The organism is Nodosilinea nodulosa PCC 7104 (assembly GCF_000309385.1).
Classification (GTDB): domain Bacteria; phylum Cyanobacteriota; class Cyanobacteriia; order Phormidesmidales; family Phormidesmidaceae; genus Nodosilinea; species Nodosilinea nodulosa.
Genome location: NZ_JH976537.1, coordinates 5,457,166 through 5,482,504, shown reverse-complemented (window position 1 = coordinate 5,482,504; position 25,339 = coordinate 5,457,166). Strand labels below are relative to the sequence as shown.

General features: G+C 58.7%; 21 protein-coding genes. 11 read left to right on the top strand and 10 right to left on the bottom strand.

Going from position 1 to position 25,339, the window contains the following annotated elements; translation table 11 throughout:
• Positions 1-176: 176 nt before the first annotated feature.
• The 7 genes from LEPTO7104_RS0125380 to LEPTO7104_RS35290 all read right to left on the bottom strand — a co-directional run bounded on the left by LEPTO7104_RS0125380 (position 177) and on the right by LEPTO7104_RS35290 (position 9,183).
• Entirely contained in the window at positions 177-1,526 is a 1,350-nt protein-coding gene (locus LEPTO7104_RS0125380) for a putative sugar O-methyltransferase (protein WP_017301399.1), read from the bottom strand.
• 270 nt (positions 1,527-1,796) lie between these two features.
• Positions 1,797-3,308: a B12-binding domain-containing radical SAM protein gene (locus LEPTO7104_RS0125375; protein ID WP_017301398.1), complete on the bottom strand. Its 1,512-nt coding sequence runs from the start codon at positions 3,306-3,308 to the stop codon at positions 1,797-1,799.
• Positions 3,309-3,359: 51 nt separating this feature from the next.
• The gene (locus tag LEPTO7104_RS0125370) at positions 3,360-4,559 is read right to left on the bottom strand and encodes a DegT/DnrJ/EryC1/StrS family aminotransferase (protein WP_017301397.1); all 1,200 of its coding nucleotides are present in this window, start codon (positions 4,557-4,559) and stop codon (positions 3,360-3,362) included.
• 63 nt (positions 4,560-4,622) lie between these two features.
• Positions 4,623-6,659, bottom strand: a complete 2,037-nt coding sequence (locus tag LEPTO7104_RS39480; RefSeq protein WP_017301396.1) for an alpha-ketoacid dehydrogenase subunit alpha/beta — start codon at positions 6,657-6,659, stop codon at positions 4,623-4,625.
• Positions 6,652-7,605 (bottom strand): GDP-L-fucose synthase family protein, encoded by a 954-nt coding sequence (locus tag LEPTO7104_RS0125360; RefSeq protein WP_017301395.1) that lies wholly within the window; start codon positions 7,603-7,605, stop codon positions 6,652-6,654. Before LEPTO7104_RS0125360 ends, LEPTO7104_RS39480 begins: the two co-directional genes overlap by 8 nt.
• A gap of 16 nt (positions 7,606-7,621) precedes the next feature.
• Complete coding sequence (locus tag LEPTO7104_RS0125355) at positions 7,622-8,683, bottom strand: GHMP family kinase ATP-binding protein (protein WP_026073076.1); 1,062 nt, start codon at positions 8,681-8,683, stop codon at positions 7,622-7,624.
• A gap of 23 nt (positions 8,684-8,706) precedes the next feature.
• Positions 8,707-9,183, bottom strand: a complete 477-nt coding sequence (locus LEPTO7104_RS35290) for an NUDIX domain-containing protein (RefSeq protein ID WP_017301393.1) — start codon at positions 9,181-9,183, stop codon at positions 8,707-8,709.
• Between the two features lie 531 nt (positions 9,184-9,714).
• Between LEPTO7104_RS35290 and LEPTO7104_RS0125345 the strand changes: the two genes are divergently transcribed.
• The 8 genes from LEPTO7104_RS0125345 (at position 9,715) to LEPTO7104_RS0125310 (ending at position 16,785) form a co-directional block, all read left to right on the top strand.
• Positions 9,715-10,524 (top strand): ABC transporter permease, encoded by an 810-nt coding sequence (locus tag LEPTO7104_RS0125345; protein WP_017301392.1) that lies wholly within the window; start codon positions 9,715-9,717, stop codon positions 10,522-10,524.
• A 20-nt stretch (positions 10,525-10,544) separates the two neighbouring features.
• Positions 10,545-11,315 carry an ABC transporter ATP-binding protein gene (locus tag LEPTO7104_RS0125340; protein ID WP_017301391.1) on the top strand — a complete coding sequence of 257 codons (771 nt, stop codon included), beginning with the start codon at positions 10,545-10,547 and terminating at the stop codon, positions 11,313-11,315.
• Between the two features lie 4 nt (positions 11,316-11,319).
• On the top strand, positions 11,320-11,886 hold the full coding sequence (gene gmhB / locus LEPTO7104_RS0125335; RefSeq protein WP_017301390.1) for a D-glycero-beta-D-manno-heptose 1,7-bisphosphate 7-phosphatase: 567 nt from the start codon (positions 11,320-11,322) through the stop codon (positions 11,884-11,886).
• Positions 11,883-12,530, top strand: a complete 648-nt coding sequence (locus LEPTO7104_RS0125330; RefSeq protein WP_017301389.1) for a D-sedoheptulose-7-phosphate isomerase — start codon at positions 11,883-11,885, stop codon at positions 12,528-12,530. The genes gmhB and LEPTO7104_RS0125330 overlap by 4 nt, the downstream gene beginning before the upstream one ends.
• Positions 12,527-13,465 (top strand): NAD-dependent epimerase/dehydratase family protein, encoded by a 939-nt coding sequence (locus LEPTO7104_RS0125325; RefSeq protein ID WP_017301388.1) that lies wholly within the window; start codon positions 12,527-12,529, stop codon positions 13,463-13,465. Before LEPTO7104_RS0125330 ends, LEPTO7104_RS0125325 begins: the two co-directional genes overlap by 4 nt.
• Positions 13,458-14,183 (top strand): nucleotidyltransferase family protein, encoded by a 726-nt coding sequence (locus tag LEPTO7104_RS0125320; protein ID WP_017301387.1) that lies wholly within the window; start codon positions 13,458-13,460, stop codon positions 14,181-14,183. The genes LEPTO7104_RS0125325 and LEPTO7104_RS0125320 overlap by 8 nt, the downstream gene beginning before the upstream one ends.
• A gap of 365 nt (positions 14,184-14,548) precedes the next feature.
• Entirely contained in the window at positions 14,549-15,514 is a 966-nt protein-coding gene (locus tag LEPTO7104_RS0125315) for a GDP-mannose 4,6-dehydratase (protein ID WP_017301386.1), read from the top strand.
• A 149-nt stretch (positions 15,515-15,663) separates the two neighbouring features.
• The gene (locus LEPTO7104_RS0125310) at positions 15,664-16,785 is read left to right on the top strand and encodes a glycosyltransferase family 4 protein (RefSeq protein ID WP_017301385.1); all 1,122 of its coding nucleotides are present in this window, start codon (positions 15,664-15,666) and stop codon (positions 16,783-16,785) included.
• Between the two features lie 120 nt (positions 16,786-16,905).
• Here LEPTO7104_RS0125310 and LEPTO7104_RS0125305 read toward each other — a convergent pair whose 3' ends face one another.
• The 3 genes from LEPTO7104_RS0125305 to LEPTO7104_RS0125295 form a co-directional block, all read right to left on the bottom strand.
• Positions 16,906-17,355 (bottom strand): phosphate-starvation-inducible PsiE family protein, encoded by a 450-nt coding sequence (locus LEPTO7104_RS0125305; RefSeq protein WP_017301384.1) that lies wholly within the window; start codon positions 17,353-17,355, stop codon positions 16,906-16,908.
• A gap of 17 nt (positions 17,356-17,372) precedes the next feature.
• Positions 17,373-19,622, bottom strand: a complete 2,250-nt coding sequence (locus tag LEPTO7104_RS35285) for a molybdopterin oxidoreductase family protein (RefSeq protein ID WP_017301383.1) — start codon at positions 19,620-19,622, stop codon at positions 17,373-17,375.
• 253 nt (positions 19,623-19,875) lie between these two features.
• On the bottom strand, positions 19,876-21,474 hold the full coding sequence (locus LEPTO7104_RS0125295; RefSeq protein ID WP_017301382.1) for a ferredoxin--nitrite reductase: 1,599 nt from the start codon (positions 21,472-21,474) through the stop codon (positions 19,876-19,878).
• Between the two features lie 339 nt (positions 21,475-21,813).
• Here LEPTO7104_RS0125295 and LEPTO7104_RS0125290 point away from each other — a divergent pair, with 339 nt between their 5' ends.
• From LEPTO7104_RS0125290 to LEPTO7104_RS0125275, 3 genes are all read left to right on the top strand, one after another.
• Positions 21,814-22,983 (top strand): HEAT repeat domain-containing protein, encoded by a 1,170-nt coding sequence (locus LEPTO7104_RS0125290; RefSeq protein ID WP_155523772.1) that lies wholly within the window; start codon positions 21,814-21,816, stop codon positions 22,981-22,983.
• A gap of 213 nt (positions 22,984-23,196) precedes the next feature.
• Complete coding sequence (locus LEPTO7104_RS0125280) at positions 23,197-24,129, top strand: LysR family transcriptional regulator (protein WP_017301379.1); 933 nt, start codon at positions 23,197-23,199, stop codon at positions 24,127-24,129.
• Between the two features lie 88 nt (positions 24,130-24,217).
• Entirely contained in the window at positions 24,218-25,294 is a 1,077-nt protein-coding gene (locus LEPTO7104_RS0125275) for an anthranilate phosphoribosyltransferase family protein (protein ID WP_017301378.1), read from the top strand.
• Positions 25,295-25,339: the final 45 nt, after the last annotated feature.

The window sequence follows — 25,339 nt, the reverse complement described above, 5'->3', positions numbered from 1 at the left end:
GGACTACATCAAAAGCGCCTATCTTCATAATAGGAAAGAATAAGAGCAGTAGCTCTATTTTTAATTAGCATCCTTACTGAACAGAAGTTTCAGAACCTTTGGCATATTTACAACGATACCTTAGCAGAGTTTGAATCAGCTCAGCACCTTCCTTAAAATCTGTGCCGGGATGTAGTTTAAAGTTTCTTCAACTTTACCCAAAATCCTCGTAGTAACTTCCAAAGTTTACTCGCATTATCATCCGTATTATTATTCGGATTGATATTATTGATATTATTGATATTGTTATTTGTATTAGCTGCATCCAGCTCAGCCTGAATACTGGTAATACCACGTTGCAGAGCTACAATACTAAGTTGCTGCTCTGCAATAGTTGACTCAGCGTCTTTCAGGCTCTTAAGCAAATGATCGGGGTCTAATTCATGATTAGACCATAGATCAGCAACACCCTGAGTAAGTCCTGGTATCGTTTTTGAGAGCAAGACATGCCGAATATTGAAGTAATCAGTTATATAATCTTTGCAGTACAACAGACCCGATTCGCGATTATCCTGATTTTGCTCAAAGAAAACGCCCGTATTCCCTAATAACTTTCCCAGGCTTTCTGAATAGTAGCGAATTTGCTTTTCGGACATTTCAGACATTGAGAGTGTATTAATCGCCAAATCAATACGAATCCCTTCAGTCAATAAACTATCAAATAAGTGATTTGATACAAACTTAAATCCACTATCCATCTCAGCAAGGGTGCTTGAGTTACTTCCGTCATAAATAGTTTGCGAAATATTTTGGCACGTCAAGCCAAGGTAAAGGCACGCAAATAAAAGAGATTCAGGCAAGTCACAACAGTAATAGTTAGCCTCGGGAATAATATTCTTAATAAGGTAGGCTAGCCCTCCATATCCACTTCCGATCTCCAAAATGTTTACGTAACCATTTTCGCGAACAGTCTCCTGCAATCTGTCAATAACGCCTGATTCGTAGAGCAGATTGACCCGCTCTTGATATACACAGATATCATGATTAATCAGCTGTCCGTCAAAATCCCAGCCCACCTCTCCTAGCATTCTGGGAACTTGAACTGCCAAATCCTTGGGTAAGTCTTTAGTCATCTCGAGGTACCGAAAAACCCATGAATCTGACTCCGGCATCTGAGAATTTAAAGCTTCATCAATGCTCTCGATTGAGTTGATTAAAGGCTTGTCAAAGGCGTGCGAGAAAGAAGCAAGTTGATATCCAGAGAACATTTGACTATAAAGCCGCAAGTTATTGATAAGTTCATACTTAGGCTGGTTAGCGATTAGCTCAAAAAGGTCTCGAAATCGATACTCGTTGTCTGCATCTGGTTTTCCTTCGCTTCCCCAGTTCGCTGATGGGTACACTATTTCAGGATCCAAGTTATGATCTTGTACCCATTTATGTCTCAAATCTACGATTTGCTTTAGTTTGGAGCAAATTTCTATTGCGACCTCAAACTCCTGTTGTGAAATGTTTCGAAGGTCCGAAAGGAGAACTTTATTTATCATAACTATTTGGCTTTATCTAGGTGTTGGTAAAAGTAGTTGGCTTCCTGGAAAAACGAGAACTCTAACCGTTGGTGGCAAAAGAACGGCACTGGTCTGCCAACAGGAGATAGATGGCTGATAAGCCTTGCCTAGAAAGTACTTTCAGGATTTTGGGCTAATTAGCTACAACTCATGCTGCACAAGGGTTGTAGGAGTCCATCTCCTTTCAAGAGGCCAGTGCCAAAAGAGCAGCTCTTCAAAACAGTTGATAACTGCGCTAGATAGGATGCATCAGGCAGTCGCACTCAGCAACTGCCGCTCTAGCTTCAGGGAAGCCATCTCCTGGATGTGCTTGACTGTCTCAGGGCCAAACTTCTCGTGGATGAGCTTCAGGTAATTGGGGTGGTTGAAATAAATTTGGAATGCCTTGTCTCGAAATTCCAGCACCTGAGCGGCGGTGAGATGGTTGGTGCGCAGCGGCATGGTATCTACCGCGTGCTGAGAAAAGCCAGCCCAAGATTTAGGCAGTGCCCAATCGTGCTGAAGGGCCATTTCGTAGAGCTGCGAACCTGGGTAGGCCATGGTGGAGTAGAAGTTGGCAAACTCGCAGTTGAGCTCAAGGGCCAAATCGAGGGTTTCCTGCATGGTGTCTAGGTCATCTTCCGGCAGGCCAAAGATATAGTTGCCGATAATGTTGATACCCGCCGCCTGTACCTTGCGAATGGTGCCGTAAATATCGGTTTGGCCAACTCCTTTTTGCACATCATCGCGGACGCGATCGCTAGCCGCTTCAATGCCAAAGGCCAGCCAGTTAAAGCCTGCCCGCTTCAGCTTGTCGAGCATTTCGTCGCGCACGGTGTCAACCCTGGCGTAGGCCCAGATATTGAGGTCATAGCCGCGCTCGATGATGCGATCGCAGATGCCCAGCACATGCTTGGGGTTGAGTACAAACATCTCGTCAGCGATCTTAATGTTGCGCACACCGTAGCGGTTGACGAGAATGTCAATCTCGGCAATGACAGCGTCGGGGCTCCAGAACCGATAGCTGTTGGTGATGGTTTTATAGCCCAGCAGCTTTTCGCCATCTTTAAAGGGCGCTTGAATGCAGCAGAAGCTACAGTGAAACGGACAGCCCAGGGTGGTGTAGAGGGCGGCGTAGGGCTGGCGCTGCAACCCGTCAAAACAGTGCCAGTTGTGGGCCCGATACTTCTCCATGGGCAACAGATCCCAGGCAATGCCGGGCATCTGGGCTTCTAAATCCTGCACCAGAGGGGCGGAGGGATTGAATTTGGCCTCTTTATTGTCGAAGTACCAGAGGCCGCGCACCTTAGAGTAGTCGGGCTGCCCGGTTTTGAGCGCCTGAACCAGCTCGGTCAGGGTATAGAGGCCTTCACCTGCCGCAACAAAGTCAGCGTCTTCTTCCCGCAGGGTGCGCTCGGGCAGTGCTGCCGCGTGTCCACCCAGCATGATGACCTTGGCCTCGGGGACAGCCTGCTTGATCGCAGTGGTTACCACGCTGGCCCCAGCCATTACCTGAGTCGAGGCCGATGGCTGGTGACCGTAGACCACAACCGCCGTCAACACCGGGTTGATGTCTTTGACGCGATCGGCGGTTTCCTCTGGGCTGAGGTTATCGGCACAGGCGTCAATAATTTGGACCGAAAGGCCTTGATTGCGGGCAAAAGTAGCCATTAAGCCCGCCCAAACCGGCGGTTCGATCGCCGTTAAATCGGTCGCCAGAGATTGATAAATGCGCTTGCGGTTAGCCGGATTGATTAAGACTAAATCGAGCTGACTACCCATGGGTTTTCTCCAAAAACTACAGACAACATCAGTCCAGAGACTCAATTAAATTTACAGGCTATTCAAAAGCTCGCAGAGATCGAGGATTTTTTGTTTTTCAAGCCCTGGATAATTGCCGATATAAAATCCGTAAAAATGCACGTGATCAACGGCTGGATAGTGTTTATACTCATCATCTCCCACTACGGTTTTCATAAAGGGCTGACGCAGCTGGTTGCCCCCACCCGAGGTGCCACGGCGAAACTCCACTTTGGCCTGACGCATGGCCTGCATCACCCGATCGCGCAGTTCGCTATCGGGATTTTTAAGGACCAGCGTAAAGGCGTAGTTAGAACTGCCCTCAACGGCAAAGTCAGTTTGATATTTTTCGGGGTCGAGGTGCTGTAAAAACAGCTTCAGATTCTCAGTGCGCAGGGTGTTGTTGGCGTCGAGCCTCGGTAGCTGCGATCGCCCAATCACCGCATTTAGCTCGGTGCTGCGCACGTTGTAGGCCGGAAAGGCAAAGATAAAGTCGGGGTTGAGATCGGGGTGATTTTGGTAGTACTTCTGCTTGGTGGCATCGGACGTCGCCTCGCGCACCATGCCGTGGGAGCGAAACATCCGCAGGGTCTGGTAGAGGTCGGGGTCATTGGTGCAGATCATGCCGCCTTCAATGGTGCTCATGTGGTGAGCATAGTAGAAGGAAAAATTGGACATGAGGCCAAAGGTGCCCAGCTTTTGGCCCTTAAAGGTGGCCCCATGGGATTCGCAGACATCCTCAATGAGCGGAATGTTGCGGGCGGCCAGTTCGTCGAGCAGACGCTGGCTCAGGGCGTTGTACCCCAGAATATGGGTGAGAAATACGGCTCGGGTGCGATCGCTAAGCTTGGCGATCACCTGCTCATCGTCCATGCCCAGGGTGTGGGGGTCAATATCCACAAACACCGGCGTAAACCCGCACTGCAGCACCGAGGCCAGATCCGACACCCAGGTCAGCGTCGGCACAATTACTTCCCCTAACCCATAGGTCTCGCGCAGGGTGGCCATCGTCAGTAGATTGGCCGACGATCCCGAATTGACAAAGACGCTGTACTTGACACCCAACCAGTCTGACCACTCCTGCTCAAAGGCCCGCACCTGGGTCGACTGGGTGAGAATAGGATCATCCTGCTTGAGGAACTCGATCAGCCTGTCTAAATCCTGCCGAGTGATGTTGTTACTCATCAACGGCCAGTTTAGCTCGACGGCCTCTAGCGAAGTTTGTACGCCCATGGGTGACTGTCCTTTCCTTAATTCGTAATCGCTTGTCTGCTCTGTAACAACCAAAATTGAGATTTAAAATGGCCCTTTGAACTCGATATCCTTGAGATCATCGCGCTCTTCGGGAAGCCAGGCCCGCCCCTTGACCATCTCGTGCAGTGTCGAAGCAATGGTGCGGCCGTTGGGATAATAGAGATCCTCTAGGTTTGGGGCCGTGGGGCAGGTAACGGGCTCAAACCCAAGCCGCTTCACCTGAATCTCGCGCACCCCCTGCAAGCGCTCAACCACCTGGCTAACGATTTCGGCCCCGGCCCCGCAGGTAGCCCAGCCGTTATCAACCACGCACAGACGGCCCGTTTTCTCCACCGACGCCACAATGGTGTCAATATCCAGCGGGCTGAGCCAGATCGGGTCGATTACCTCGGCTTCCAGGCCAACCTCTTCGAGGTAGCGCTGGGCGCGCAGACACTCGATTTGCATATAGGAAATACCAACGACCGTGACGTCGCTACCAGTCGCGGTAACGCGAGCCTTGCCCGGCAGAACAGCGTAGGCAGGCTCGGGCACCGGACCCTTCTGGAAGTGCAGCAGCCGGTGCTCAACAAACATCACCGGATTTTCATCCTGGATGGCCGCTAGCAGGCAGCCCTTGGCGTCGTAGGGCGTCGTTGGGGCGACGACTTTGATGCCCGGAATGTTCATAAAAAAGCCGTAGAGGCCCTGGGAGTGTTGAGCCCCCTGGCCCCAGCTTTTGCCGATCATCGATCGCACCACCAGCGGAATATTCACCTGCCCGCCGTACATGTAGCGGCTCTTAGCGGCCACATTGATCAGCTGGTTCATCGCCAGCATCAAAAAGTCCATGCGAATGTGGATGTGGACGGGGCGCAGACCCGCCAGGGCCATACCGATGGCCGCCCCAGTCATGGCGTCCTCGGATAGGGGGGTGCCAAAGACTCGCTCGGGTCCATAGGTTTTGACCAACCCCTGGGTCGTGCCCTGAATCGCCTTGGGGTCGTCAACATCCAGGCCAAACACAATCACCGAATCGTCTGCGGCCATAGCCTGATCGGCGGCTTCGCGCAGCGCCTCAACGTAGGAGCAGGTGCGCGACGCTGGCTCAGTACCGGCGGGCTCGTCGCTCAGGGCCGTCGCTGCCAGCGGCTTAAAGACATCGGTAAACAGCTCGGCGGGGTCAGGGAACGGGCTTGACTCGGCAAACTCAAAGGCCTCAGCAATTTCGGCTTCAATCTCAGCTTCGATCGCACTGCGTTTGGCCTCATCCACTAGCTGCGCGACCTGGCGCACCTGGTCGTTGTCCTTCCAGGTCTGGGCCTCTTCGGGGTCGCGATAGCCCAGGTGGAAATCGTCATTGGGGCCAACGTGCTCCTTCCAGCGATAGGTCATACACTCAAAGAAATAGGGGCCCGGTTCCCCCCGGCGCAAGCCTTCGGCAGCCGCACTAACTCGCTCGTAGATAGCAAACAGATCGTTGTTTTCGATTCGCTCGGTGGGAATGCCAAAGGCGCGGGCGCGATCGCAGATGTCGATCACCGGCTGCCGCAGCCGCTGGTGGGTGTGAATCGCGTAGAAATTGTTTTCGCAGATAAAGATCAGCGGCAGTTGTTTCAGCGCCGCAAAGTTCAGACTCTCGTAAAACACCCCCTCATCCACGGCCCCATCGCCAAAAAAGCTGGCCACCACCGAAGACTGCTGCCGCTGCTTGAGCGCGTAGGCATAGCCCACGGCGTTGGCAATGGTGGTGCCCACCACCGCTGAGGTGCCCATTACCCCGGCCTCGGGGTAAATCAGGTGCATTGAGCCGCCCTTGCCTCTGGTACAGCCCGTCGCCTTACCGTAGAGTTCAGCCACCATCTGCCGCAGGCTGCCCCCCTTGGCCAGGTAGGCCGCGTGGCTGCGGTAGGTGCCAAACACCGTATCTTCAGGCTGTAGCGCCTCACAAACCCCGACTGAAACCGCCTCTTGGCCAATCGACAGGTGCACCGGGCTCTTAATTTTGTCGGTCGGATAAACCTTGGCAATCTCCTCTTCGACCCGACGAATACGGTACAAGGAGCGATAGAACTGTTCGTAGTCTGCTGGGCTATACATAGGTGGGAGATTTCCGCGATTCCTGCTTTAAAAACCAACTGTAGGTGGCCTCAAGGGCCGTATCTAGAGGAGTAGAGGGTCGCCAGCCCAAAGCCTGTAAGGGGCTAGAATCCAGGGCCTTTAGGGGCATGCCGTCGGGCTTTGACGAGTCAAAGCGCAATTCTCCCCGATAGCCTACTACCTGCTTGACCCGTTGGGCTAGATCCCCAATCGACAAATCGGTGCCGCCGCCAATGTTAATCGGCACTCTGTCGTCGTAGTGGGCCATCAAAAACAGGCAGGCATCGGCCAGATCATCCGCAAACACAAACTCGCGGCGTGGCGACCCGGTTCCCCATACCTCGACAAAATCCTGGCCCTCGATTTTGGCTCTATGCATCTTGTGAATCAGGGCCGGAATCACGTGGGAGCTTTCGAGACCGAAGTCATCGCCGATACCAAAGGCGTTCGCCGGAATCGCTGTTATGAAGTCTACGCCATACTGCTGTTGGTAGGCCTGGCAAAGTTTGAGACCCGCAATCTTGGCAATGGCGTAGGCCTCGTTGGTCGGCTCCAGGGGACCCGTCATCAGCGACTTAACCTCCATCGGCTGGGGGCAAAGCTTCGGGTAGCTGCACGAACTGGCCAGGTAGAGGAGTTTGGTGACTCCATGGCGATGGGCCGCCGGAATCACATTGCATTCCACCAGCAGGTTGTCGAGCATGAGCTGGGCCGGATAGCGCTGATTGGCCAAGATACCGCCCGATTCACCCGCTGCGAGAAAGACATAGTCCGGCTCTACCTGTTCAAAAAAAGCGTCTACAGCAGCGGCATCGGTCAGATCGGGCGCATCGGCAGAGCCGCCAAATACCTGGGTGTAGCCCTGATGTTCTAGCTGCCGGAGGAGAGCGTTGCCAATCAGCGTTTGCCCGCCGGCCACATAGATCTTGGCATGTTGATTGACCATTCCTGAGCCTAGCCCCTTAGGTATGAGAGAGTTCTTGAAACGCATCGATCACCTGGCGGGCCCGAATCTGATCCTGCTCAAGGTAATCCTGCTGCTGCGAGTCAAAGAAAATAATCTGGCTGCCCGAAAACTCAAACTTGAAGGGCACATGGATCAGATTGTGCAGAGTTTCTTTTAGAGCTGCCTGCTTCTCGGGCGGGACAAACAGCAGCAGAAACCCGCCGCCGCCAGCCCCCGTGAGCTTGCCACCCACGGCCCCGGCGGCGCGAGCCTGATCGTATAGCTCATCGATCTTGGAGTTAGACACCCGATTGCCCAGGCTCCGCTTTAGCTGCCAGGCTTCGTGCAGCAGTTCGCCAAAGGTATGGAGATCATCGCCGCAGTTGAGCACGTTGATGCCCTCTTCCACCAGATCTTTCATAATCCGCAGATGGCGACGCTTGGAGTCGAGATCGTTGACATAGCTACTGGCTACATCAGAGGCCGTGCGGATTAGCCCGGTGTAAAACAGCATCAGATGGGAGTTCAGTTCTTCGATGCGCTTGGGGGCTAGAGTCACGGGCCGCACCGAAAACTCACCGTTGGGCAAGAACGAAATGTGGTTAAATCCGCCGTAGGCAGCACAGACCTGATCTTGGGATCCAACTGTCTCTTCGAGCACCGCCTGTTCAATGCGGATGCTCTCAGCGGCCAGCTGTTGTTTACTGCGAATCTCACCCCGCAGGGCATAGAGGGCGTTGAGCAAACCCACCGTAAAAGAAGAGCTAGAGCCCATGCCGCTGCGGGCGGGCAGATCGCCGTCGTGGTGAATTTCTATGCCGCGATCGATCTGTAGCTGATGCAGAATGGCCCTAACCGATGGGTGCTGGATATCGTCGACGGTGTGGCAGTTCTCAATTTTGGAGTAAACGATGCGAATACGATGCTCAAAAAAGGGGGGAAGGTAGCGACAGGTGAGATAGCAGTACTTGTCGATAGTGGTGGCCAGCACGGCACCGCCGTACCTTGAAGACCACGCTGGGTAGTCGGTGCCGCCGCCGAAAAATGAAATCCGAAACGGGGTTCTGCTGATGATCACGCGCCCTCCTCACATTACCGAAATTACCGAATAGCACCTACCAAACCCTGAAAATAGTCCCGAATGGGGGCTCGCGCTGGCAAAACAATTTCTGACTCGGGGGGCAGGGTGTTTGATTCGAAGAATTGTAAAGCCTCACTTTCGCTACTGCAAGACAGCGTCCCCGACAGAATGGTTCCGTACATTATCACGTCGATTAGCTGCACCACGTTGTCGGGGTAGGTGACAATGCGCTCGGTGGGGCTAGAGTAAACCCCCAGCAGCTTCACCACTTGGATCTCTAAACCGGTTTCTTCTTTAACCTCGCGGATGGCCGACTCTTCGATCGACTCGCCTGCCTCGATGCGCCCTCCGGGTAGCCCCCAGAGACCGCAATCACTGCGCCGCTCTAGCAAAACTCTGTGGGGCTCATAGCCGACAAAAACACCGACACCGGCCCGCACCTGGGTGATGTCTGCTGAGCAGCGGAGCCCATAGCCTGGGGTAGAGATTGAGTTCATCCGTTGCGACCTAACCTAACTGGCCAATTTCGCTATGACAATGCCACCGACTCAAGGGTATACCAATATTTTGTGAGAATAATACAGTGCCTGAGAGCCTTGCCCTTAAAGGATTCTAGCTTTGGCCCTGCTCTCGTCTTTCGCTTGGATTGCTCTAAGGGCTGATTTTTGTCGCTGGTTTTTATCGTTGGGAGGTGCCGCTTCAGCGGTATGGACGATTGGTATTGGCCTCTGGGATGACGCTTGAATTTCTATTATTTTTGGACGACTGGTAGAGCCTTTGTAGGGTAAGGATTATTCGATTCGCATGATTATAGCAGCCGGGGGATCGCTGCCTGCCGACCCTAGGGTGGGCTGGAAAGCAGCGGCGGTGGCATCTCGATGGGGATGGGGGTGGCTGGCTGCGCGATCGCAGCTAGGCGCTACAGTCAGCGGCTAAAGGCTCGACCCTGGACAAATTGACAGGCACATCCCAGGGAACTTACAGTTATCAAGCCGCGTCTTAGGGGGGTTAGAAAGCTGCTAGGTGGTGTGAAGAAAAAACTTGTTCTGCCAAAGACATCCTGGAAGGCGTTTCAGCGCTATAGAGAGCTCATTCAGGTGCTGGTCAATCGCAACCTGAGCGTTCGCTATCGCGGGTCGGTGCTGGGCATCTATTGGTCGCTGCTGAGCCCGCTGATTATGACCGGGGTGTACACGGCCATTTTTGGGGCGGCTTTTGCCTCCTATTACGACGACTCCCTGGTGAACTATGTGCTGGCGGCCTTCACGGGGCTAGTGGTAATTAACTTCTTTTCGGCTTCGACCTCCCAAGCGCTGATGAGCGTGGTGGGCAATGGGGCGCTGCTAAACAAGATGCAGCTGCCGATGAGCATTTTCCCTGTTTCGATCATCACGGCCAATGTGTTTCAATTTTGCGCCGGGCCGCTGGCGCTGTTGATGGTGATGGCGGGCATTACGTCGCGATCGCCGGTTAATGTAGTGGCGGTGATTTTGCCCTTCGTTGCCCTGGTCTTAATCTGCATGGGGGTAGGGTTTTTAGTTAGCGGTCTATTTGTCTTTTTCCGCGATCTGCCCTACTTTTACGAACTGATCACCTTTGCCCTATGGATTAGCAGCCCGGTCTTTTACCCATCGGAGATCGTGCCCGATAACGTCAAGCCCTTTTTGGCCTTCAACCCGCTCACCCGAATCATCGAGAGCTTACGGCAGATTGTTCTGTCCGGAGATTTTCCCGATCTGGGGCTGGTGGCGGCGGCCTGGCTTTCAGGAATTATCTTACTGAGTGTAGGCTGGTTCTGCTTTCGCTGGTGGAAACCCCAGTTCATGGACCTGCTGTAGAAGGCGCACTGTCATCACCTATGGAAGCTATTCGTCTTGACCAGGTTTGTCTGTGGCGGCGCACCCAGGAAGAGTTTTCCTACGACCTGAAGCGCACCGTGCTGTCGTTTTTAGAGGGCAAGTACAAGCAGCCCTCTAAAAAGCAGGTGATTGAGAACCTCAATCTCACTATTACAACCGGAGATAAACTGGGCATCATTGGGTCGAATGGGTCGGGCAAATCGACGCTGCTGAAACTTATCTGCGGCGTGCTAGAGCCCACCACGGGCACGGTGCGGGTGTGGGGCCGGGTAGCCCCGCTGATCGAGCTGGGGGCGGGCTTTGACTCCGAGCTGTCGGTGATCGACAACATCATTCTCTACGGGGTGTTGCTGGGCTACTCCAAGCCCTACATGCAGTCGCGGGTGCAGGATATTTTGGATTTTGCCGAGCTGGGAGATTACGGCTTAGCGCCCCAAAAGTCTCTGTCTTCGGGGATGACGGCCCGGTTGGGGTTTGCGATCGCCACCGATGTGCACCCCGATATTTTGATCCTTGACGAGGTGCTGTCGGTAGGCGACGAGCGCTTTAAGAACAAGTGCAAGCAGCGCCTTGAGGCCTTTTGGCAGGCCAACGCGACGGTGCTGGTGGTCTCCCACGATCTGGAGTTTATCCGGGACTCCTGTCACCAGGCGATCTGGCTCGATCGCGGCCGCATTCGCTACAGCGGCTCGGCGGCAGCCACGGTTCAGGCGTATCTCGCCGCTGTCCACGGCGGCGCCGATATGGGTCTTTCTACCCCAGGACAGTAACACTATGGCCAAGCCCCGATACGTCGTCCTCGATCGCGACGGCACGCTGATTTACGAGCGGCACTACCTGTCTGAGGTGGCCCAGGTCGAGCTGCTGCCCGGTGCGATCGAGGGACTGAAGCAGTTTTTAGCGATGGGATGTCAACTGGTGGTGGTAACCAACCAGTCGGGCATCGGCCGGGGCTATTTCGACGAGGCGCGTCTGGGGCAAATTCATCAGCGGCTGCGATCGCTGCTGGCCGCCGAGGGAATTGACCTAGCTGGGATCTACCACTGCCCCCACCACCCCGACGACGGCTGCCACTGCCGCAAACCGGCCCCCGGTATGCTCCAGCAGGCAGCGCTGGATCTAGACTTTGAGCTGTGCCACTGTATTGTGATTGGGGACAAGCCCTGCGATATCGAACTGGGCCAGGCCGTTGGGGCCACGACGGTTTTGGTGCGCACGGGCTACGGCGCAGAAGTCGCGGCCCAGGGAGCGACCCAGCCCGATTACGTGGTACAAGATCTTAGGGCTGCCGCAGACACCCTTCAGCATTACTTTTTGACCGTTAGAGGCCTATCCCAATGACAGTTGATGTATTGAAATTTGATTCGCTGGCCTCGTCTGCGGCCCTGGAGCAAACGGTACTGGAGCAAACGGTAAAAGATCATTTGCTGGCCAGCGCTGAACTCAAGCAGCGGGTCGCCCAGGAATGTTCGGCCTCGGTGGTGGCGGCGGCGCGGCTGATGGCCGAGGCGCTGCGCCAGGGGGGCAAGGTGCTGCTGTGCGGCAACGGTGGCAGTGCTGCCGACTGCCAGCACATCGCAGGCGAACTGGTGAACTGGCTGAACAAGGATTTTCAGCGCCCGGGCCTGCCCGCTATCGCCCTAACTGCCGACAGCTCGATCTTGACGGCGATCGCTAACGACAGCAGCTTCGAGCAAATCTTTGAGCGCCAGGTGCAGGCCCTGGGCCGACCTGGGGATGCGCTGCTGGGTATCAGCACCAGCGGCAATTCTGGTAATGTTGTGCGGGCTGTGCAGGCGGCTAAGGCTTTGGAGATTGGCACAGTTGTGCTGACCGGGGTCGGGGGCCGGTTGGGCGATCTGGCTGATGTGGCCATTCGGGTGCCTGACCACAATACCCAGCGGATTCAGGAGGCCCACCTGGCCATCGAGCATATGCTCTGTGAACTGGTTGAAGTTTATCTATTTAGCGAGAAACAAAAATGAGTATGCACGTACTGGTAACTGGCGCAGCCGGCTATTTGGGCTCGGTTTTGTGTGAGCACCTGCTGGATGCAGGGTATCGGGTGACCGCCCTAGATAACTTGATGTACGGGCAAAATTCCCTCTTTCACCTCTGCGCCAACCCCAACTTTGAGTTTATCTTTGGCGATGCCCGCAACCCTGAGCTGATTCAGGGCTTAGTAGAAAAGGCCGATGCGATCATTCCCCTGGCCGCAATTGTGGGGGCCACCGCCTGCGATCGCGACCCCTGGGGGGCCAAATCGATCAACCTGGAGGCGATTCAGCTAATTAACCGGCTGCGCAGCCCCCAGCAGATCGTGGTCTACCCCAACACCAACAGCGGCTACGGCACCCAAACCGGCGAGACTTTCTGTACCGAAGAAACTCCCTTGGAGCCAATTTCCCTCTACGGCCAAACTAAGGTACAGGCCGAACTGGAGCTACTCGACAGCCCCAACGTGGTCACCCTACGTTTGGCCACTGTGTTTGGCATGTCGCCCCGCATGCGCCTCGACCTGCTGGTCAACCACTTCACCTACGCTGCCATCACCGACGGTTTCTTGGTGCTGTTTGAAAAAGACTTCAAGCGCAACTACATCCACGTGCGCGATGTGGCCGATGCCTTTATCCACGCCATCGAAAACGTCGACACCATGGCCGGGCGGCCCTTCAACGCCGGGCTTGATGCCGCCAACCTCTCCAAAGAAGAGCTGGCGCTGAAGGTGAAAGAGTACGTGCCCAACTTCTATATCCACGCCGCTCCCATTGGCAGCGACCCCGACAAGCGCAACTACATTGTGTCAAACCAGCGGCTGCGCGAGGCCGGGTTTGAGGCCAAACGCGACCTCGATCACGGCATTCAAGAGCTGCTGAAGGGCTACCGCATGCTGGGCCGCGGCAGGTACAAGAATGTCTGATGGTAGCGATCTGAGCGCCTGTACCGCCGTCATTTTGGTGGGCGGGCTGGGCACGCGGCTGCGCTCTGTGGTCAGCGATCGCCCCAAGGTGCTGGCCGAGATCAATGGCCGCCCGTTTCTCGGCTACCTGCTTGACCAGGTGGCTGAGGCGGGGCTGCGTCATGTGGTGCTGTGCACCGGCTACCGGGCCGACCAGGTGCGGAGCCTGCTGGGCGATCGCTGGCAGGATCTCACCCTCACCTACTCCCAGGAAACCACCCCCCTGGGTACCGGCGGGGCGCTGCGGCTAGCCCTGCCCCAGCTGCGCTCGAGCACCATTCTGGCGCTCAACGGCGACTCCTACTGCGGGGCCGATCTGGCGGCATTTTGGGATTTTCACCGGCAAAAGCAGACTCAGGCCACGCTGCTGCTGACCCAGGTGCCCGACACCCAGCGGTTTGGCCGAGTGCAGGTCGACGGGGGCGATCGCATTGTCGCCTTCGAAGAAAAGGGCAATACCACCGGCCCCGGCTGGATCAACGCCGGGTTGTACCTAGTCAGCCAGTCGCATCTAGCCAATATTCCGGCCGATCGGCCCATCTCTCTGGAAAAAGACATTTTCCCCCAGTGGATCGATCAGGGGCTGTATGGGTATCGGGCTAAGGGCAAGTTTATCGATATTGGCACCCCCGAAACCTACCGCCAGGCCGCAGATTTTTTTGAGCCCGCAGCACCCTAACCCCAGAGATCGATATCATCGGGTCTTTTCATCCTGGCTCTACGTGCTCTACACCAGCAGGTGTCTGCTCTATGTGATCTTGTTTTGGGCACAATGTTCAGGTATGCAAGCTGTATCAGCAGATCAAAGCAACAGTAAGTTTTTCACCCATTCTGAGAGCATCGCTGTGATCAACCCGAATTTCTCACCACGATGCGAACGATCAGGCACCAAGCCCCGGCCTTCATGGTTTGCATCGACTCCCTGAAAAAGAGTCTGTCTCTTACCTCACCAGCCCAAAAGATTGCCTGGTAGTTTTACAGCCTTCTTGAATGGATTTGTGAGAAACTCCTGGTTCGCCAGCCGATCACTCTAGAGCAATCGCAATGGCAAAAAAAGCACTCATCACGGGCCTGACGGGCCAGGACGGCTCATACCTGGCCGAGCTGTTGCTGACCCAGGGATATCAGGTCTATGGCATGGTCAGACGCTCCAGCTCCAGCAGCTTTGAGCGAATTAGCCATTTTTCCGATCGCATTGAGGTCATTCCTGGGGATTTGCTCGATCAGTTCTCGCTGATCGACGCCATCGAGCAGACCCAGCCCGACGAAATTTACAACCTGGCGGCGCAGAGCTACGTGCCCCTGTCCTGGACCCAGCCCTCGCTGACCGCCGAATATACCGCCCTGGGCGTCTCTCGCCTGCTGGAAGCGATTCGCCGCTGCAAGCCCAGCACCCGCTTTTACCAGGCCTCCAGCAGTGAGGTGTTCGGGCAGCCCGATGAGTCGCCCCAAACCGAGCGCACCGCCTTCCGGCCCCGCAACCCCTACGGCGTGGCCAAAGCCTACGCCCACTGGATGACGATTAACTACCGCCAAAAGTACGACCTCTACGCCTGCTGCGGCATTACCTACACCCACGAGTCTCCGCGTCGGGGGGCCGAGTTTGTCTTTCGCAAGATTACCCGTGGGGCGGTGCAGATCAAGCTGGGGCTGGCGACGGAGCTGCGGCTGGGCAACCTTGAGGCCCGGCGAGACTGGTGCCACGCCGAAGATGTGGTAGCCGCCATGTGGCTGATGCTGCAGCAGGACGCCCCCGACGACTACATCATTGCCAGCGGCGAAACGCACTCGGTGCGGGAGCTGGTCGACTGTAGCTTTAGCTATCTGGGCCTGGACTATCAAAAGTATGTCAGCGTCGATCCAGAATTTTATCGGCCTGACGAAGAGGTGCAGCTGGTGGGTGCCATTGACAAAATCAGGGCCGATTTGAACTGGCGGCCCAAGTACTCGTTTCAGCAGTTAGTCGAGTCTATGGTTGACTACGACTTCAAGGTGCTCAGTGAACTGTAGCTGTAGTCAGTCCGGTGGGCCAGTTTTCCTAAGAACGCTTGAGCGCCCAAACGTTTCCCAGGCTTCTGACTGTCTTAACCCGATTGACTGTGGCTATAGCTGCTCACTAGCCGATCGCCGTAGCGACAATCCTTAAATGACCGGGGCCGATGACTGAAGCGTCTCTACTCATAAATCTGTCGTTTGTCCCCACCAGGCCCACGGGGCTGGGGGTATACGCCCTCAACCTGATTCAGCACCTGCCCAGGGAGAATAGCTGCCTGCTCAGCGATCGCGATCTAGCCGGGTATCGCCGCCTGCCCTCGCCCCGGGGGGCTACCACCGACGCGGGCAAGGTGGGCCACGCCAAACGGCTCTGGTGGATGCAGACTCAGGTCCCGAAGCACTACCGGCGGCTGAAGGCGAGCCTGCTGTTTTCTCCCATCCCGGAGACGCCGCTGTGGTCGCCCTGCCAGACGGTGGTGACGGTGCACGATCTGATTCCGCTCCACTTTCCCCAGCGGGGGTCGCCGCTAACCCTATATTTTCGCTACTACCTGCCCCAGGTGATTCGCCAGGCCCGGCACATCATTTGCGATTCTGAGTCCACCCTGCGGGACATTCACCGCTTTTTTGGGCCGCCGCCGGGACAGACAACGGTGATTCCGCTGGCCTACGATGACCGTCACTACCGATTTTTGGACCTGCCGCGTCAGCCCTACTTTCTCTACGTAGGCAGCCACTACACCTACAAAAATTTAGAGCGCTTGATTGCGGCCTTTGCCCAGGCAGCCCTACCTGAGTTCAACCTTTTAATTGCCGGGGTTCCCGACCCCCGCTATACGCCCTCGCTACAGGCTCAGGTGGAGGCCATGGGTTTGGGCGATTCCGGAACGGATACTCTTTCCGAGTCGGAACCCGAACGCGGCGCGAATCGCGTTCAATTTCTGGCCTACGTCCCCTACGACGACCTGCCCCGGCTGATCAACCAGGCCACCGCCCTGGTGTTTCCCAGCCTGTGGGAGGGCTTTGGCCTGCCGGTGCTGGAGGCGATGGCCTGCGGCACCCCGGTGATTACCGCCAACCTGTCCTCGCTGCCGGAGGTGGCGGGCGATGCGGCCCTCCTCATCGACCCCTACAGCGTAGGCGCGCTGGCCGAGGCGATGACCGCTGTGGCCAGCGATCGGACCCTCTGGAAAACACTTCACCGGGCGGGACTGGAGCAGGCCAAGCGGTTTAGCTGGGAGAAAACCGGCCGCCAGACCGGCGACATTCTTCAGCGCTATCTGTAGCCCCCTGGTCCTGCTTGGCACAAATTAAGCCACCCTTACAGCCCCTTGGCTCCCTAGCCCCCCTGCTCCCTGGCTTTCAGGAATAGTCCCTAAACTTCCGCCTCAGAGGACTAGGTGACCCTATCGATGGCTGGTGCGCACAATCCAGTAGCTGATCGCCAGGGCAAAAATGGCGATGGCTAAACCAATTAGGGTCGTACCAGTTATTTTCTCTAGATCGAGAATAATGATTTTTCGCCCTACCGCCGTGAGGGCGGTGGCAATCACCAGCTCAACCTGCACCACGTGGTTTTGGATGTAGGCAGTAATGTTTTCTAAAATTTCCAGGGCAATCAGCACGCTGAGGAAAAAGCCGAACAGATCGAGCACCGGCTGGCCTAAAAAATCTCCGGGGGGGGTGGTAAAAACCGTCGTGGCTAAAACAACGGCTAAATCAAAGATCATGGCCAAAATGACCACAATCATGCCAAGGGAAAGCACCTTGGAAAGAGAGCCTTCAAACTGACTTAGGCGATTTAAAAAATTGTCGTCCTTGAGCTGATTGAGCAGCTGCCTGGCCCGTTTTGCCATTGATGTTGATACTCTACTCAGGAGGTGGGTGCTGCTGAGAGAATAGACGATTCTGCCGCCTCGGGTAAAGTCTCGGGCCGGGTTTCTGGCGCCGCGATCGCCCCGGAACCCGGCTGCCCCACCGGCACCACCTGCACGGCGCAGGCCTTTAGCTCGGGCTGGCCCGAGATCGGGCAGGCGATCGGGTGGGTAAGGGCATTGCACTCGGCCGCGTCGGCCCACAGGCTGCCCCAGTGCATGGGCATAAACAGGGTGCCCCGGCCAATATTCTGGGTGACCAGCACCGGCAGGCGGGCGGTGCCCCGCTGCGATCGCACCTCAACCCACTCGCCCCCCTGAATTTTGAGCTGCTGGGCATCGCGGGGGTTCATTTCTAAAAACGGGGCCGGGTGCATTTTCTGAATTTTCTCAATTCGCCCGGTGCGGGTTTGGGTGTGCCAGTGGCCGTAGAGCCTGCCGGTGGTGAGCACAAAGGGGTAGCGGTCATCGGGGGGTTCCGCCAAACCGTTGGAGTGCAGCGGTGCAAAGCGGGCGCGGCGATCGGCGGTGGCAAACAGGCCCCTGGCGTAGAGGCGCTTGTCGTAGCGGGTGGCGGCGGTGGCCTCGGTTTCGGGGTCGGGGCAGGGCCACTGGATGGGGCCGAGGGCGGCCAGGCGGGCGTGGCTGAGGCCGGTGATGTCGCAGGGCTGGCCCCGGGTAATTTGGGCAAACTCGCGGTACACCTCGGCGCTGGAGGCGAAGGCAAACTGGTCGGCAAAGCCCAGGCGGCGGCCTACCTCAGCAAAAATTTCCCAGTCTGGGCGGGCTTCGGCGGGGGGCGGGCGAAAGGCCGGGCAGAGGGTGACCACCCGCTCGGAATTGGTCATGGTGCCGCTTTTTTCGCCCCACTGGGCGGCGGGCAGCAGCAGATGGGCAAACGCGGCGGTCTCGGTGGGGTAGTAGGCGTCCTGGTAGACGGTAAAGGGCGACTGGCGCAGGGCCGCTTTGGTGCGGTTGAGGTCGGGTAGGCTGACCGCCGGATTGGTAGCGGCTATCCACAGCAGCCCCACCCGCTGCTGCTCCAGGGCCAGCATCATTTCGCCCACCGAAAGGCCGGGAGTCGCAGAAATCTGCCCGGCGGGCAGGCCCCAGAACTGTTCCACCTGGCGGCGATGGTCGGGGTTTTTGACCATCCGGTAGCCCGGTAGAATGTGGGAAAGCCCGCCGGCCTCGCGACCGCCCATGGCGTTGGGCTGCCCGGTGAGCGAAAACGGCCCCGCCCCCGGACGGCCAATGTTGCCCGTCATCAGGTGCAGGTTGATCAGCGATCGCACCTTAGCCGTCCCCTCCGACGACTGGTTCAGCCCCATCGACCACATCGAGAGCACCGCCTTGGCCCTGGCCCAGGTGCGAGCGGCGGTCTCCAGATCGGCCACGGCAATGCCGCAGCGCTCCGCCACGATCGCCGGTTCGTAGTGGCGCAGCACCTCGGTATAGGCCGCAAAGCCCTGGGTGCAGCCATCAATGAACTCAGGCTCCAGGGCGCCCCAGCGCAGCAGCAGATGGCCAATGCCGTTGAGCAGCGTAATATCGCTGCCGGGGCGAATGGCCAGGTGCAGGTCGGCGGCCTTAGCCGTGTCCGTGCGGCGGGGGTCAACGACAATCATCTGGACGTGGCTGTTGCGCTTGTGGTGCTTGCGCAGGCGGTTAAACACAATCGGGTGGCACTCAGCGGTGTTGGTGCCGATCAGAACGGCGCAGTCGGTGGCCTCCAGGTCGGCGTAGCAGCAGGGGGGGCCGTCGCTGCCAAAGCTCTGGATGTAGCCCGCCACCGCCGACGACATGCACAGCCGCGAGTTGGCGTCAAAGTTGTTGGTGCCCAGGCAGCCCTTCACCAGCTTTTGGGCCACGTAGTAGTCTTCGGTTTGAAACTGGCCCGAGCCGTAGACGCAGAGGCCGTCGGCCCCGAGGCTCTGGCGCACGGTTTGGATCTGGGCCGCGATCGCATCGAAGGCCACATCCCAGCTCACCCGCTCGAAGGGGGCATCCAGCGACTGCCGCAGCATCGGGTGCTTGAGCCGATCGCGATCGAGGGATTCGGCAACGGTGGCCCCCTTGACGCACACCATGCCCTGGCTGGACGGGTGGGCGCGATCGCCTCGGGTCTGCCACAGGGGGTTGCCGGCCGCATCGCGGTGGGTGGGCTTGTTGGGCTGGGCCGGGGGTAAGACTTCTAGGCCGCAACCCACGCCGCAGTAGGGACACAAGGTTTTGGCGGGGTCAGTCATAGAGAAATCCTATCGTCACGATTGCTTGGCCAGAGGCTCCGAGGGCACCGCCAGGGCTCAACCCCTTCCAGCGCCGGGCCGTCGCGGCCACCAGGGTCAACCTGAGCAGGGCGCCAGGGCCAAGGAAACTCCAGAAGATAAAGGTTTTGAAAGCCTGAGATTTGCCCTCGCCACGGAAACATGGACTGTGCTAATTTGGCTTCAAATGCAAACTGTGTGTCCTGGGGGCTTTTGGGCCGCAGGACATTTTTTTTTACTCTGCGCTCACCATTGCGGTGCCAGGCTCAGCGGCCTCCTCCAGGGACCGGGGTATGGCCCCAAAGTGGTCGATCAGCAGCGATCGCAGCACCCCGTGCAGCTCGTCGCAGGGGATGCCCTGCTGCACCTTTTCCCCCAGGTGAGCCTCTTTACCCACCTTGCCGCCCATAAAAATATCCACCCCCTCCACGGTTTTGCCGTCCTTGCGCACCTTGGTGCCCATCAGGCCAATGTCGGCCACCTGGGGCTGGCCGCAGGAGTTGGGGCAGCCCGTCCAGTGAATGCGCACCGGCTGGGCCAGGGTCAGCTCGCCGTCCAGCGCTCGGGCCAGCGCCAGTGCCCGCTGCTTGGTTTCCACCAGGGCAAAATTGCAGAACTGCGCCCCGGTGCAGGAGACCAGCGATCGCGTCAGGGCCGAAGGGGCGATCGAAAAGCGCTCCAGCAGCGGTTCTTGCAGCAAAACCTCCAGCCGCGAGTCGGGCACGTTGGGGATGATCACGTTCTGCTCTACGGTGAGGCGCAGTTCGCCGTTGCCGTAGACCTCCGCCAGCCGCGCCAGGTCAAACAGGTCGGTGGCCTGCAATCGCCCCACCGGAATGTGCAGCCCCACGTAGTTGAGCCCCACCTGCTTTTGGGGATACCAGCCGATGTGGTCCCGCTTGTCCCAGTCCATTTCATCGCTGGCGGCAGCGGACAGCAGGGGCTGGCCGTAGGCGGCTTCTACCGCCGCCCGAAAGCGATCCATCCCCCAGTCGTCGATCAGCCACATGAGCCGGGCCTTCTGGCGATTCACCCGAGGGCCGTGGTCGCGGTAGACCTCCAAAATGGCCCGGCACAGCTCGACAACGCTGTCGTCGGGCGGCACCCAGGCGTCGAGCGGCACCGCCGCCTCGCAGCGCCGGGCCGAGAAAAAGCCCCCCACCAGCACGTTAAACCCCAGCACCCCCTCGCGGTAGGCGGGCACAAAGGCAATGTCGTTGATTTCGGCGTGGATGGAGTTGTCACGTCCGCCCTCGATGGCGATGTTGAACTTGCGGGGCAGGTTGGTGAAGGCGGGGTTGCCTTCGCCGTTGTTGGTGATCATGTCCTGAACCTTGCGCACCAGGCCCTGGGTGTCGATCAGCTCATCGGCGTCTAGGCCAGCGATCGGCGACCCGGTGATGTTGCGCACGTTGTCCATGCCCGACTGCACCGAGGTGAGGCCCGCCGCCTGCATGCGGCGAAAAATATCGGGAATATCTTCGAGCAGAATGCCCCGCAGCTGAATATTTTGCCGGGTGGTGACATCGGCACTGCCGTCTTCGCCGTAGCGCTGAATAATCTCCGCCAGGGTGCGGGCCTTGTAGCCCGTGAGTAAGCCGTTGGGCAGGCGCAGGCGCAGCATAAACTTGCCGGGGGTGACCGGACGAAAGAAAATCCCCAGCCATTTCAGCCGATGGGTGAGATCGGTGTCGTCGATGGCCTCCCATCCCATTCTGGCAAACCGCTCTAGCTCGTGCTTAACCAGCAGCCCGTCTTTGTCGGCCTTAAACTGTTCAAACTTGTTGAGTTTTGCGGTGGCCGTTGGGTTGGCCGTGTCTATAGAAGTTGTCACAGGCTACACCGTATTGCAAGACTTACACTGACCTCTCCCCTGCCAGCGGCGGCAAACTCTCTAGGCCCATAACCCGATCAAGCTGCCGGAGATTGCCCAGGGGTTTCGCAGGGAGCACGCGTGTCGGCAGGTGTGGCTAGACTAAACTCGCCCTAGGAAGATGTTTGTATCGACTCATACGTTTTGGGGCACCCCATGCAGCCTCCGCAAGGGGCCTCTGCACAGACCGCATAGCCAGCGCTTGGGAAAACTGGGCTCAGCCCCTATTGTGGAGAAGATTGTGGAGAAGACCGGCTCTGGGGCCGGTCCACTCAGCCTAAAATCCTTCTGGAGCGCCCTGTGTCCCCCTCTAATGCCTCTTTCGATCAGCGAGCGGTTTCGGTCCAGGGGACAGGCTACCCGGCGGAACCGGATGCCGGGGCGAGAACCGCCGCCGTTAGGGCCGCAGTAGCCCGGTTGGGTGCCGGAGACTTTCACGATCGCTGGGAGCAGCTGCGCCAGGTGGCTGACCTGGGGGAAGCCGCCCTGGCCGATCTGCTGGCGATGCTAAAGGACGATGACCAGGACTGGGAAGCCCGCTGGTTTGCGGCCCGCCTGCTGGGGGAACTCAACGACGCCCAGGTGATTCCGGCCCTGATTGACACCTTTGCCGCGACCACCGACGAAGAGCTGCGCCAGGCGGTGGCCACCGCCCTGACCCAGATTGGCCCCCCGGCGATCGCGGCCCTGGGCCAGCAGCTGGCCGACCCCCGGCTGCGACCGATGGCGGTGCAGGCCCTGGCCCGCATTCACCACCCCGATACCGTTCCCCTGCTGCTGGAGGCCTTGGAAGACGGGCGATCGCCCGTGCGCGCCACCGCCCTCAGCGCCCTCAGCGCCTTTGCCCACCCGAGCATTTGGCCTGCGGTGCAGCGGAGTTTAGAGGATGTCGCTGCCCCGGTGCGTCTGGCGGCGATTCGGGGGCTGCTGGGCCTGCGGTCGCAGCTTTCCGCCGCCGCGCTGATCCAGGCGCTCACCCCCAGGCTGTGGGACCAGGATTTGGGGGTCGCGCAGCAGGCGGCCTACGCCCTGGGACGACTGGCGATCGCCGCCGCCGCCGCCCCGCTGATCCAGCGGCTGCAGGCTCCCAGCCTGCCCGAAGCCGTGCAAATCTGTGCCGCCCAGGCCCTGGCCTGGCAGCAGACCCCCGCCGCCCTGGCGGGCCTCACCCAGACCTGGGACAGCCTGGGGGAGCAGGCCCGTGCCGCCGCCGTGCAGGGGCTGGCCGCCGTTGCCCCAGCGCTAAAATTGCAAACGGCCCTGGCGCTGTCTACCTGGCTGGAGGCCCTGCCCGCCACCCCGGCCCATGCCCCCCTGCGGTGCCATCTGGTGCTGGCCCTGGGGCAGATGGGCGATCTGGCCCAGGAGCCAGCGCTGCGATCGCTGCTCAACGATGCCGAACCCAGCGTGCGGCTCCACGCCGAAGCCGCCCTCCGCCAGCTGCGAGCCGATGCCTGCCGCGCCTTATGATCGGGGCTGCCTGGGAAGAAAAGTTGAATCCAGCGGGGTTGGGGAGATTCGGCCCAGCCAGGCTTGGGGCGGCAGAATTGCGGTGGTCCGAGCCTGGGAACGCTATTTTGGATACCAAGTGGCGAGACGCGATCTGCTAATCAAAGAAGAGGGCCGCTGGCTGTCTCCCGCCGGGCGGCTCCTGGGTAGTCGTGGTGTAGATACTCGTAACTAATGCGCATAGAGCAGCTCCAGGCGTTTTTATCGGTGGCAGACACCGGCAGTTTTCAGGCGGCGGCCCAGCAGTGCCAGGTCACGCAGTCCACCGTCAGCCGCCAGGTGCAGGCCCTGGAGGCCGAACTAGATGCACCCCTGTTTCACCGCAATGCCCAGGCCAAGCTGACGGTGGCCGGGGAGCGGCTGCTTCCCAAGGCCCGACGCATCCACCAGGACTGGGCTCAGGTCTCCAAGGATATTGCCGATCTGATGGCGGGCAAACAGCCGGAGCTGTGCGTGGCGGCGATTCAGTCGGTGTGTGCTACGGTGCTGCCGCCCGTGCTGCAGCAGTTTTGCAGTGAGTATCCCCAGGTGCAGCTGCGGGTGACCGCCCTGGGCAGCGATCGCTCCCTCAAGGTGCTGCGCGACGGCCTGGTCGATCTGGCCATCGTGATGGACAACCCCCGGCTCACCACCCAGCCCGAGATGGTGGTGACGCCGCTGTTTGAGGAGCCCATCGAAGTGCTGATGGCGGGCAGCCACGCCCTGGCCCACCAGCCCGCGATCGCCTGGGAGGCCCTGTCTCGATTCCCGCAGATTATTTTTAAAGACGGCTACGGAATGCAGCGGCTGGTGCAACAGCAGTTCCAGGACCGGGGGGAAGTGTTTAGTCCAGCCATGGAGCTCAACACGCTGGATGCCTTTCGGGGCGTGGTTCGCCAGGGCAATTTTGTCGCCCTGCTGCCCCAGTCGGCGCTGGCCGACTGCCGCGACGACCCCACCCTGGCGGTGCGCCCCACCGAAGCCCCGGTGCTGACCCGATCGGTGGTGCTGGTCACCACCCGCGATCGCCTGGTCATTCCCCCCATTCAGCGCTTCCATGAGCTGGTGCAGAGTCTAGCCAGTCCCCAGCGGCAGCGTCCCAGGCCCACCGCCGTATCCTATGGTTAGTCCACCTAGTCAGGCCCGAAGCATCAGGCCAATCGCCCCGACTGGGTTATGATTTGCAAACCAACGCCCCCTGAGGGTAAGGCCAACTATGAGTAACGAGTTTCGGGATTTGCTCAGGCAGGTCGGCAGCGGTAGCCACACCTCCAGGCCGCTGACTCGGGCCGAAGCCGAGGCCGCCACCCGCATGATGCTGACCCAGACGGCGACCCCGGCTCAGATCGGCGCTTTTATGATTGCCCACCGCATCAAGCGCCCCACCGCCGCAGAATTAGCGGGTATTTTAGACGCCTACGCCGCCCTGGGGCCAACGCTTCCCGCCCTTGCCGGAGGTGGGGAGAGCCCCGCCCTGGTGCTCAGCTGCCCCTACGACGGGCGATCGCGCACGGCTCCGGTCACCCCCATTACCGCTCTGGTGCTGGCGGCCGCAGGCATTCCCGTATTGCTCCACGGCGGCGATCGCATGCCCACGAAGGAGGGGATCCCGCTGGTCGAGCTGTGGGAACAGCTGGGGGTTGACCTCAGAGCCCACACCCTGGCCCAGGCCCACACCCTGCTCAGCCGGACCGGCATTGGTTTTGTCTACCTGACCCAGCACTTTCCCGCCGCCCACGGGCTGGTGCCCTACCGCGATCAGATTGGCAAACGGCCCCCCCTGGCCACCGCAGAACTCATGTGGTCGCCCTACGCTGGCCCGCACACGCTGGTCATGGGGTTTGTGCATCCCCCCACCGAAGAATTGGCCAAGGGCACCTTTAGCCTGCGGGGGCAGACCGACTGGATCACCGTTAAGGGACTGGAGGGCAGCTGCGATCTGGCCCGCAGCCGCACGGCGATCGTGGGCGTCAACCACCAGGGCCGGTTCGAGCGCCTGCTGCTGCACCCCCGCGACTATGGTTTCGACGGCGACGACGGCGAATTGGGCGACGAGGCCTGCCTCGGCAATCGGCTGCTGGAGGTTCTAGCCGGCCGCAGCTCAGATCTGCATCTGGCCGCCCTGTGGAACGCTGGCTTTTACCTGTGGCAGGGAGGGGCTGCCGCCACCCTAGAGGCAGGACTGGCCCAGGCTAAAGATCTGCTAGCCACGGGCAAAGCCCTGGCCAAGCTAGAAGACCTGCGCCAGCAAGCCGCCGAACTCAGCCCGGCCCTCACCTACAGCCACAGCTAGGCTCTGCCGGTGCCCCTGGCGAGTCGGGCAACGGACGCCCAGGAG